The organism is Enterococcus spodopteracolus, assembly GCF_030441955.1.
GTDB classification, from domain to species: Bacteria; Bacillota; Bacilli; order Lactobacillales; family Enterococcaceae; genus Enterococcus_B; species Enterococcus_B spodopteracolus.
The window spans coordinates 1-490 of sequence record NZ_JARJHD010000098.1 but is presented as its reverse complement, the minus strand read 5'-3'; the positions used below and the strand labels follow the sequence as shown (position 1 = coordinate 490).

The 490-nt window shown below is 47.3% G+C and carries 1 protein-coding gene; it reads left to right on the top strand.

All coding sequences use genetic code 11. The features are described from left to right. Positions 1–34: 34 nt before the first annotated feature. Positions 35–490 (top strand): ead/Ea22-like family protein (locus tag P3R27_RS14730; RefSeq protein ID WP_301399165.1); only part of this gene is annotated, 456 nt, incomplete at its 3' end.

The following is a 490-nucleotide window of genomic DNA, read 5'->3' as shown; positions in this document are numbered from 1 at the left end:
ATCTGGAACTTATCAGTAAACAGAGAGGTTCGAAGTGAGCGAAATTAACTCTCAGGCACTGCGTGAAGCGGCAGAGCAGGCAATGCATGACGACTGGGGATTTGACGCAGACCTTTTCCATGAATTGGTAACACCATCGATTGTGCTGGAACTGCTGGATGAACGGGAAAGAAACCAGCAATACATCAAACGCCGCGACCAGGAGAACGAGGATATTGCGCTAACAGTAGGGAAACTGCGTGTTGAGCTTGAAACAGCAAAATCAAAACTCAACGAGCAGCGTGAGTATTACGAAGGTGTTATCTCGGATGGGAGTAAGCGTATTGCTAAACTGGAAAGCAACGAAGTCCGTGAAGACGGAAACCAGTTTCTTGTTGTTCGCCATCCTGGGAAGACTCCTGTTATCAAGCACTGCACTGGTGACCTGGAAGAGTTTCTGCGGCAGTTAATCGAACAAGACCCGTTAGTAACTATCGACATCATTACGCAT